The organism is Marmoricola sp. RAF53 (genome assembly GCF_052114005.1).
GTDB lineage: Bacteria > Actinomycetota > Actinomycetes > Propionibacteriales > Nocardioidaceae > Marmoricola.
On record NZ_JBFRDX010000046.1, the window covers coordinates 1 to 9,573 of the forward strand.

Consider the following 9,573-nt stretch of genomic DNA (forward strand, 5'->3'; position numbering starts at 1 on the left):
GGCTCGACCGCGACCAAGCTGCCCAACGGCGACCCGGCGCTGGCCTTCAACGGCAACGGCCAGTACGCCCAGTTCTCCGACAACAAGGCCTTCGAGGTCGACAACACCGGCGTGCTGACCGCGGAGTACTGGATGCGTCCCGACGCCCTGGAGTTCTCCAAGCTGGAGGGCTCGGGCTACGTCTACACGATGGGCAAGGGCGGCTCGAACCAGCACGAGTGGTACACCCGGATGTACTCCAAGACCAACCAGGAGAACCGCCCCAACCGGATCTCCGGCTACGTCTTCAACCCCGCCGGCGGCCTCGGTTCCGGCTCCTACTTCCAGGACACGGTGAAGACGGGCGAGTGGATCCACGTCGCGCTGGTGATCAACGCCAACGCCAAGTCCTCGACCTACCCGATGGGCTACGCCAAGATCTACAAGAACGGCGTGCTCCGCGACACCGAYTCGCTGCAGGACTACAACATCACCCCCAAGTCCGGCACCGCCCCGCTGCGCGTCGGCACCGGCTACCTGAACTCCTTCTTCCAGGGCGCGATGGGTGACATCGCCTTCTACAACCGTGAGCTCAGCCAGRCCCAGATCAAGGCGCACACCGACGCCATGAGCGCCCCGGCCCCGGTCGCCCCGACCCCGACGCCCACGCCCACCCCGACGCCCACCCCGACGCCCACGCCGACGCCGACCCCGACGCCGACCCCGGCGCCGACCGTGACGTCGTCGCACGCGCTGAACGGCACCAACGTGGCCCGCAGCACCAACCAGCTGATCCGCTACACCCCGGCCAAGGGCAAGACCACCGGCACCAACGCCTACGGCGCCGAGGTCACCGTGGTGGGCGGCAAGGTCACCATCGTCAAGGACGGTGTCGGCAACATGGCCATCCCGACCAACGGCTACGTCCTCTCCGGACACGGCACCAGCCGCGACTGGCTGAAGACCTACGCCAAGGTCGGCGCCACCGTCACCATCTCGGGGAGCACCGTGACGGTCACCGCCGCCAAGTGACCCACCGAACGTGACCGCCAGCGGTCACCGCTACCGGGTGAGAAGCCACCTGTCCGGCCTGTCGCAAGTGCCGCAACAGGGCTGAGCCCCGCGAGCGCTCAGGGGACCCGACGCACCGCGAGGTGCGTCGGGTTCCTGCGTTTTCCGGCTCGCACCCGGAATTGCTGGACACCTGTCCAACTAGGTGTCTACATTCTCCGGATGACCCGCACCCCCGAGGAGGCCGTCCGCGGTCTCTGGCGCACCGTGGCCGCCCGCGACTTCGACCAGCTCGGCGCGTGGGTCACCGACGACTGCCTCTACATCGACATGCCGGTCGGCGCGACGCTCGCCGCCCGCGGGCCGGTCGACATCGCCAAACGGCTGGGCGTCGGGCTCACCGGGCTCGCGGCGTACGACAACCACGACGGGCTGCTCGTCGCGGACGGCGACGCGGTGATGTACGAGCACTCCGAGACCTGGACCTTCGGGACCGGCGAGTCGTTCGTGCTCGAGTTCGCGACCGTGCACCGCGTCCGCGACGGCAAGGTCTGCCTCTGGAAGGACTACTGGGACTACGCGGCGATCATGAACCACGCGCCCGCCGCCTGGGTGGAGGGTCTGGCCGGCGCCGACACCAGCTGGGTGTACGACGCGACCGCCGACCTGGAGCGCGCAGCCCGCGGATGACGGCGGCGGCCCGATGAGCACGGAGTACGACGTCCTGGTGGTCGGCTCGGGCTTCGGGGGCAGCGTGACCGCCCTCCGGCTGACCGAGAAGGGCTACCGCGTCGGCGTTCTCGAGACCGGCCGGCGCTGGACCGACGCGGACTTCGCGAACGCCGGCCCGCGGGAGACGTTGTGGGCCCCCCGGCTGCGGATGCTCGGCCCGATGCGGTTGAGCCTGCTCGGGGAGATCTCGCTGTTCAGCGCGGTCGGGGTCGGCGGCGGATCGCTGATCTACGCCAACACCCTCTACGAACCGCACGACGCCTTCTTCGAGGACCCGTCCTGGTCCTCCATCACCGACTGGCGCACCGAGCTGGCGCCGTACTACGACCAGGCGAAGCGGATGCTCGGCGTCACCACCAACCCGCGGCTCTGGCCGGCCGACGAGCTGATGCGCGAGGTGGCGCGCGACCTCGGCGCCGACCACACCTTCCGGCCGACCGAGGTGGGGGTGCTGTTCGACGAGGACGCGCCGGGACGCCCGGTGCCCGATCCGTTCTTCGGCGGCGCCGGTCCGGAGCGGAACGCGTGCGTGCACTGCGCACGGTGCACCACCGGCTGCCCCGCCAACGCCAAGAACACGCTGCCGAAGAACTACCTGCACCTGGCCGAGGCCGCCGGCGCCGAGGTGCACGAGCTGACCGAGGTCGTCGACGTCCGCCCACGACCCGGCGGCGGCTACCTGGTCAGCGCCCGGCACCCCGCCCGTCGTCGCGAGGTGCGCACCTTCGGCGCCGACCAGGTCGTCCTCGCCGCCGCGGCCCGCGGGACCCAGCTCCTCCTGCACCGGCTCCGCGCCGGCGGCTCACTCCCGCACGTCTCGGCCCGCGTCGGCGAGCTCGCCCGCTCGAACTCCGAGGCGATCGTCGTCGCCGCCGCGCCGCAGCCGCAGGGCTTCGACCAGGGCGTCGCGATCACCTCGTCGTTCCACCCCGAGGCCAGCACCCACGTCGAGCTCTGCCACTCCAGCGCGTCCCAGGACGCGATGGCGGTGATGAACGTGCCCCTGGTCGACGGCGGTCCGCACCGGGTCCGGCGGTTCCTCGTCCAGCAGCTGCGGAACCCGGGCCGGTTCCTGCGCTCGCGCCGCCGCAAGGACACCTCGAAGCGCAGCGTCTCGCTGCTGGTGATGCAATCCCTGGACAACTCGCTCACCTCGTTCCTGCACCGCGGCCGGCTCCGCACCCGGCAGGGCACCGGGGCGCCCAACCCGTCCTGGATCCCGCTCGCGCACGACGTCGTCCGCCGGTACGCCGCGAAGATCGGCGGCGAGCCGATGACCCTGGCCGGCGACCTCGTCGGCAGTCCGGCGACCGCGCACTACATCGGCGGAGCGGTGATCGGCCTCGGCCCGGACACCGGGGTGGTCGACCCGTACCACCGGCTCTTCGGCCACCCGGGCGTCCACGTGATCGACGGCTCGACGATCGGGGCGAACCTCGGCGTGAACCCGTCGCTCACGATCACCGCGATGGCCGAGCGCGCGGTCGCGCTGTGGCCGAACAAGGGCGAGCCGGACCCCCGGCCGGCGGTCGGTGCGGCGTACGAGACGGTCGGAGCGGTCCCGCCGCGCTCGCCGGCCGTCCCCGCCCACGCTTCCGGCGCCCTGAGGTTCCGGTGAGCGGCGTCCTGCGCCGGCCCCGGATCGCGATCATCGGCGCCGGCATGTCCGGGATCTGCTTCGGCGCCCTGCTGCTCCGGGCCGGGATCGACACCTTCACGATCTACGAGAAGTCCGACCGCACCGGGGGGACCTGGCGGGACAACACCTACCCGGGGATCGCCTGCGACGTGCCCTCGCGCTTCTACCAGTACTCGTTCGCCCGCAACCCCGGCTGGACCCGGGTGATGTCGCCGGGCGCGGAGATCGACGCCTACTTCGAGAAGGTCGCCCGCGACACCGGTGTCCACGACCGGATCCGGTTCCGGACCGAGGTGACCCGCATCGACCGGACCGACCACGCCTGGACGGTGACGACGGCCGACGGATCGACCGCGGAGCACGACTTCGTGGTCTCCGCGACCGGGATCCTGCACCACCCGCGCTACCCGGACATCGACGGCCTCGACACCTTCGCCGGGGCCGCGTTCCACTCGGCACGCTGGGACCACGACGCCGCCCTGGACGGACGCCGGGTCGCGCTGATCGGCACCGGTTCGACCGGCGCGCAGATCATCGGCGACCTCGCCGGCCGCGCCGGGGAGCTGGTCGTCTTCCAGCGCACCCCGCACTGGGTGATGCAGATCGGGAACCCCGAGTTCTCCGCGTTCAACGCCTGGCTGCACCGCCGGTTCCCCCGGTACGACGCCCTGACCTACCACGGCTGGCGGCTGTTCATCGAGTCCTTCTCCCCCGCCCTCCTGCGGCCCGGTCTCGCCCGCCGGTTCGCCCGCTGGCAGATCAAGCGCCAGCTCCGGCAGGTCGAGGACCCCGTGCTGCGGGAGAAGCTCACGCCGGACTTCGAGCCGATGTGCCGCCGCCTGGTGATCTCCTCGAACTTCTACGACGCGATCCAGCGCGACGACGTCACCCTCGTCACGACCGGCATCGAGCGCATCGAACCGACCGGCGTCCGCACGACCGACGGCGTCCTGCACCCCTGCGACGTCCTCGTCCTCGCCACCGGGTTCGACGCGCACGCCTACCTGCGGCCGATCGCGATGACCGGCCCCGACGGCCGGACGCTGGCGGAGGCCTGGGTCGACGGCCCCCGCGCCTACCGCACCGTGACCGTCCCCGGGTTCCCGAACTTCTTCCTGTTCATGGGCCCGAATTCACCGGTCGGCAACTACTCCCTGGTGGCGATCGCCGAGGCTCAGGCCGGCTTCATGCTCGGGTGGATCGAGCGCTGGCGGCGCGGCGAGATCGAGACGACGGCTCCCTCGGAGGCCGCGACCGCCGCCTACTACGAAGCCGTCGACGCCGCTCTGCCCGACACCGTCTGGGCCACCGGCTGCACCAGCTGGTACGTCGGGCAGGGCGGTCGCGTCGAGGTCTACCCGTGGACTCCCCGTCACTTCCGCGCGACGCTCGCGACCGTCGAGGAGGACGACCACCTCACGACCGGCGCCTGAACACCACGACTCAAGGGGGCGTCAGCTGCTGACGCCGGCGAGCTCGCGCGCCTCGGTCGCGTGAGCGGGTCCGGTGCCGGACCTGCGCCGGCTCAGGACGATCCCGGCGACGAGGAGCGCCATGCCGAGTCCGAAGAGCACCTGCGGTGCGGTCGCCCGCATCAGGTGCAGCTGGTCACCCTTCTGGCCGTCCTCGACGTTCTGCGCGACCGTCTTCGCGTCGTACGAGAGCGTCGCCTTCGTCAGCGGCACCCGGGCCTGTCCCTCGTAGTCGAGCGCCTGGTCCTGCTTCTCGGTGCGCTGCACGATCAGGCCGGTCTCCGGCTCGACGAGGAAGGTGCGCTCGTTGGCGTACATCATCTGCGCGGTCACGTTCGCCTCGCCGGGCAGGCCGAGGACGCTGGCCGGAAGCTCCTGGGTCCCGTACTCACCGCGCGGGACGTCCTGGACGAACTCGTAGAGGTGCAGGCCGCGGAAGTCGACGGCGCCGTGGTACTTCGCCAGGTACGACCGGTGCAGCGTGCTGTCCCAGAACGGGTAGTCCTTCTTCTGGGTGTTGAACGGGAACTTCGCCTGCAGCCCGGTCGCCGCCACCGGCGTCTCGACACCCTGCTCGGTCGAGATGAAGTCCTTGCCGCACGACGAGTTCGGCATCGCCGTCCGTGCGTCGAGCGTCATCCGCTCGACCTGCTGGTTGCGCATCACGCCGTCCGCCGAGGTCGTCGTGGTCGAGTTGACGTAGGTGACGTCGCCCGCGCACTTGTCCGGGGTCGTCGCGTCCCCGACGGTGTGCACCCGCGCCGTCAGGTCGGTGGTGATCGGCTTCAGGGTCGCGATGTCGAAGATCACCGCGTCCTCGGCCTGCAGGCCGGTCATCGAGTCCCGGATCGCCGGGGCGACCGCGAGTCGCGGGTACATGTAGAACTTGATCATCGGTGCCATCACGATCAGGAACACGCCGATCCCGATCATGGCGAGGCTGAACTTGCGCATGAGCGCTCCCTTTCCCTCCGCCGACCGCGGCTCCCTTTCCGCGTTTTGCCGGCAATGCCCCAAGTGCGGGCGATCCGATCATGTGATCGGATTCTGTGTCAAGGGTCACACACGAACCGGTCCAGATCCGGCATTCCAGAGAAATCGCCGCCGCCCGTATCGTGGGCACGTGTCCAGCACAGCGTCCCGATCCGGCCCGCGCACCGACCTCGACGTCCGCGACGCGCTGCTGGACACCGCGGAGCGGCTGTACGGCGACAAGAGCATCGACGGCGTCTCGCTCCGGTCGATCGCCCGCGAAGCCGGCGTCGGCTCCGCCGCGGTGTTCTACCACTTCGAGTCCAAGGAGCAGCTGACCCGCGCTGTCGTCGAACGCCGCGCCACCCGCTACAACGACGGGATCCGCCGGCGCTGCGGCGCGATCCTCGAGGCGGAGGCACCCGCGGTCCGGGACCTCGTCGACGCGATCCTGGTGCCGCTGACCGAGATGATCAACGAGGATCCCGGCGGCGCGCTGGCCTGGCTCAAGACCTACAGCTGGCTGGCCCAGGTCCAGGACCCGGCGTACCTGGACCTGGTCCGCACCGAGCCGCGGGTCGACCGGCTGTTCCTGCGTGCGATGGAGCGGGTCCTCGGCCACGGGCGGCCGCTGCCGCCGGCCGTCCAGCGACGGGGCGGCATCGCGCTCTTCTCGATCATGCAGGCGCTCAGCCGGGCCGACACCTCGGGCTTCGGCTCGGGCGCGCTCGTCGACGGCGCCCTCGACCCCGAGTACGTCGAGCAGCTCGGGATCTTCGCGACCGCCGGGCTCATCGGCAGCGTCACGCCGCCGCAGACGCTCCGCCCGTAGCCGGCTCGAGCGCCCGCGCCAGGATCTCGCCGACCTCGCCGACCAGGTGGACCGTCACCGCGTCGAGCACCTCGGCCGGGACGTCGTCGAGGTCGGGCGCGTTGCGCTGCGGCAGGAACACCTCGGTCAGCCCGGCCCGCTGGGCCGCCAGGAGCTTCTGCTTCACGCCCCCGATCGGCAGCACCCGCCCGGTCAGCGAGACCTCGCCGGTCATCCCGACCTCCGAGCGCACCGGCCGCCCGGTGAGCAGCGAGACGAGCGCGGTGGTCATCGTGACACCGGCCGACGGCCCGTCCTTCGGGACCGCGCCCGCCGGGAAGTGCACGTGCACCGGCCGGTCGAGCAGGGCCGGGTCGATGCCGACCTCGTCGGCGTGCGCGCGCACCCAGGACAGCGCGATCTGCGCGGACTCCTTCATGACGTCGCCGAGCTGGCCGGTGAGGGTCAGGCCGGCGGTGTCGCCGGGGAGCGAGGACGCCTCGACGTACAGCACGTCACCGCCCATGCCGGTGACCGCGAGCCCGGAGGCCACCCCGGGCACGGCCGTCCGCTCACGCGACTCCGGGGTGAAGCGCGGGCGTCCGATCAGCTCCTTCAGGTCCTCCACGCCCACCGCGGCCGGGGTCTGCCGGAGCGACGCCTTGCGGAACGCCTTGGCCAGCAGCCGCTCGAAGGAGCGCACGCCCGCCTCGCGGGTGTAGTTCGCAGCGATCTCCCGGAGCGCCTCCTCGGTGACGCTCACGTCGTCGGCGGTGAGGGCCGCCCGGTCGAGCTGCCTCGGGACCAGGAAGTCGCGGGCGATCGCGACCTTCTCCTCCTCGGTGTAGCCGTCGATGGTGACCAGCTCCATCCGGTCCAGCAGCGCCGGCGGGATGGTCTCCAGCACGTTGGCGGTGGCGATGAAGAGCACGTCGGAGAGATCGAGGTCGAGCTCGAGGTAGTGGTCGCGGAAGGTGTGGTTCTGCGCCGGGTCGAGGACCTCGAGCAGCGCCGCCGCCGGGTCGCCCCGGAAGTCTGAGCCGACCTTGTCGACCTCGTCGAGCAGCACGACCGGGTTCATCGAGCCGGCCTCCTTGACTGCGCGGACGATCCGGCCCGGCAGCGCCCCGACGTACGTGCGCCGGTGGCCACGGATCTCGGCCTCGTCGCGGACCCCGCCGAGGGCGACGCGGACGAACTTGCGTCCCAGCGCCCGGGCGACCGACTCGCCCAGCGAGGTCTTCCCGACACCCGGAGGACCGGCCAGCAGGACCACCGCGCCGGAGCCCCGGCCGCCGACGACCGACATGCCGCGCTCGGCGCGGCGGGCCCGGACGCCGAGGTACTCGACGATCCGGTCCTTCACCTCGTCGAGCCCGTGGTGGTCGGCGTCGAGCACCGCGCGGGCGGCGGTGATGTCGGTGCTGTCCTCGGTGGTGACGTTCCACGGCAGCTCCAGCACGGTGTCGAGCCAAGTGCGGATCCAGCCGCCCTCCGGGCTCTGCTCGCTGGAGCGCTCCAGCTTGTCGACCTCGCGCAGCGCCGCCTCACGCACCGCCTCGGGGAGGTCGGCGGACTCCACCCGGGTCCGGTAGTCGTCGGACCCGTCGGGCTCCCCCTCGCCGAGCTCCTTGCGGATCGCGGCGAGCTGCTGACGCAGCAGGAACTCGCGCTGGCTCTTCTCCAGGGACTCGCGGACGTCGGTCTCGATCTTGTCGTTCACCTCGGTCTCCGCGAGGTGGTCGCGGGTCCACTCGACGAGCAGACGCAGCCGCTCGGTGACCTCCGGCGTCTCCAGCAGCTCGCGCTTGCGCTCGACGGACAGGTACGCCGCCCACCCGGCGGTGTCCGCGAGCGTGTCCGGGTCGTCGATCGCGCTCACCGAGTCGATGATCTGCCACGCTTCGCGCTTCTGCAGCACGGCGACGACGAGCTTCTTGTACTCGGCCGCCAGCGTCCTGGTCTCGTCGGTGGCCGGCGTCGGTTCGACGGTCTCGGCCTCGACCCAGAGCGCTGCCCCGGGACCGGTCACGCCGCTGCCGATGCGCGCCCGGGCTCCGGTCCGCAGCACCGCCGCCTCGACGCCGCCGCGGAACCGGCCGACCTTCTCGACCTCCGCGACCACGCCGTACGACGCGTAGGCGCCGTCGATCCGCGGGGCGACCAGGACCTCGGTCGCACCGTCGGCGCTGGCAGCCCGGGCCGCGTCCACCGCCGCACGGACGTTGTCGGTCAGCTCGATCGGCACGACCATGCCGGGAAGCAGCACGAGGTCGTCGAGGAAAAGCACGGGAAGCCGCTGGGTCGTCATGGGGAACCCTCCAAGTTGAGTGATGAGGACTCAACCCGGGCCGCGGTCCCGATGTTCCGCGGATCGCGGCGTGCTGGCCCCGTTTCGCTGTCGGCGAACGAGCGTCGAGCCGTTTCCGACACGCACGATCCGGAATGCGCGAACTTCCCTGCCCGCCGGGTGACTCCGTCGAGCTCCGCGGGCTGCTGAACCCGCTCCTCGATCGCCGGCCCGAGCGCGACACCACGATCCAGGGCGTCCTGCAGGACGCCGACGGGCCTCCAGTCGTCTGCGTGAATCGGTACGGAGCCGTCGCTGCACCCGCCGGGCGAGGAAGGACATGGCCCTAGAATCGCGGCCGGGGCCGGGTTTCACGCCCGGAGAACCACACGGGAGTATCCCGAGGGTTCTCCCGACTGTCATCCCTATCCCTCGCCTCCGTAGCTCAGCTGGATAGAGCAGCGGCCTTCTAATCCGCGGGTCACAGGTTCGAATCCTGTCGGGGGCACCCAGGTTTGTGTATTACTCCGCCTGATTGGTGACGTTCGGGCTCCGGTTGATGGGTGTCACACCTTCGGGTGATGGGTTACACCTACTTCGGTTGATTGGTGACACTCCCGAGATGCGGGAGTTGAGTGTGGCTGAGCAGCGGTATCAGGCCGTGCTG

7 protein-coding genes and 1 tRNA gene are annotated in these 9,573 nt (G+C 71.0%); 6 read left to right on the top strand and 2 right to left on the bottom strand.

Features of this window, described 5'->3' with window-relative positions:
• The 4 genes from AB4Y76_RS21185 to AB4Y76_RS21200 form a co-directional block, all read left to right on the top strand.
• On the top strand, nt 1-1,011 hold a 1,011-nt coding region (locus tag AB4Y76_RS21185; RefSeq protein WP_441928959.1), incomplete at its 5' end, for a LamG-like jellyroll fold domain-containing protein.
• A 201-nt stretch (nt 1,012-1,212) separates the two neighbouring features.
• On the top strand, nt 1,213-1,680 hold the full coding sequence (locus tag AB4Y76_RS21190) for a nuclear transport factor 2 family protein (protein WP_441928961.1): 468 nt from the start codon (nt 1,213-1,215) through the stop codon (nt 1,678-1,680).
• 13 nt (nt 1,681-1,693) lie between these two features.
• Entirely contained in the window at nt 1,694-3,340 is a 1,647-nt protein-coding gene (locus tag AB4Y76_RS21195) for an FAD-dependent oxidoreductase (protein WP_441928963.1), read from the top strand.
• Nucleotides 3,337-4,794, top strand: coding sequence for a flavin-containing monooxygenase (locus AB4Y76_RS21200; RefSeq protein WP_441928965.1), 1,458 nt, complete (start codon nt 3,337-3,339; stop codon nt 4,792-4,794). The genes AB4Y76_RS21195 and AB4Y76_RS21200 overlap by 4 nt, the downstream gene beginning before the upstream one ends.
• Before the next feature lie 21 nt (nt 4,795-4,815).
• On the opposite strand, the gene AB4Y76_RS21205 is transcribed toward AB4Y76_RS21200, so the two are convergent.
• Complete coding sequence (locus tag AB4Y76_RS21205) at nt 4,816-5,787, bottom strand: DUF3068 domain-containing protein (RefSeq protein ID WP_441928967.1); 972 nt, start codon at nt 5,785-5,787, stop codon at nt 4,816-4,818.
• A 169-nt stretch (nt 5,788-5,956) separates the two neighbouring features.
• On the opposite strand from AB4Y76_RS21205, the gene AB4Y76_RS21210 reads away from it, so the two are divergent.
• Nucleotides 5,957-6,637 carry a TetR/AcrR family transcriptional regulator gene (locus AB4Y76_RS21210; RefSeq protein WP_441928969.1) on the top strand — a complete coding sequence of 227 codons (681 nt, stop codon included), beginning with the start codon at nt 5,957-5,959 and terminating at the stop codon, nt 6,635-6,637.
• On the opposite strand, the gene lon is transcribed toward AB4Y76_RS21210, so the two are convergent.
• The gene (lon, locus tag AB4Y76_RS21215; RefSeq protein ID WP_441928971.1) at nt 6,609-8,927 is read right to left on the bottom strand and encodes an endopeptidase La; all 2,319 of its coding nucleotides are present in this window, start codon (nt 8,925-8,927) and stop codon (nt 6,609-6,611) included. The two genes, AB4Y76_RS21210 and lon, sit on opposite strands and share 29 nt — an antisense overlap.
• Before the next feature lie 413 nt (nt 8,928-9,340).
• Between lon and AB4Y76_RS21220 the strand changes: the two genes are divergently transcribed.
• A tRNA-Arg gene (locus tag AB4Y76_RS21220) sits at nt 9,341-9,414 on the top strand.
• Nucleotides 9,415-9,573: the final 159 nt, after the last annotated feature.

Bases quoted from the DNA above. Each gene is read 5' to 3' on its own strand.
- AB4Y76_RS21190 (WP_441928961.1), top strand. From the start codon at position 1,213: ATGACCCGCACCCCCGAGGAGGCCGTCCGCGGTCTCTGGCGCACCGTG.
- AB4Y76_RS21195 (WP_441928963.1), top strand. From the start codon at position 1,694: ATGAGCACGGAGTACGACGTCCTGGTGGTCGGCTCGGGCTTCGGGGGC.
- AB4Y76_RS21205 (WP_441928967.1), bottom strand. From the start codon at position 5,787: ATGCGCAAGTTCAGCCTCGCCATGATCGGGATCGGCGTGTTCCTGATC.
- lon (WP_441928971.1), bottom strand. From the start codon at position 8,927: ATGACGACCCAGCGGCTTCCCGTGCTTTTCCTCGACGACCTCGTGCTG.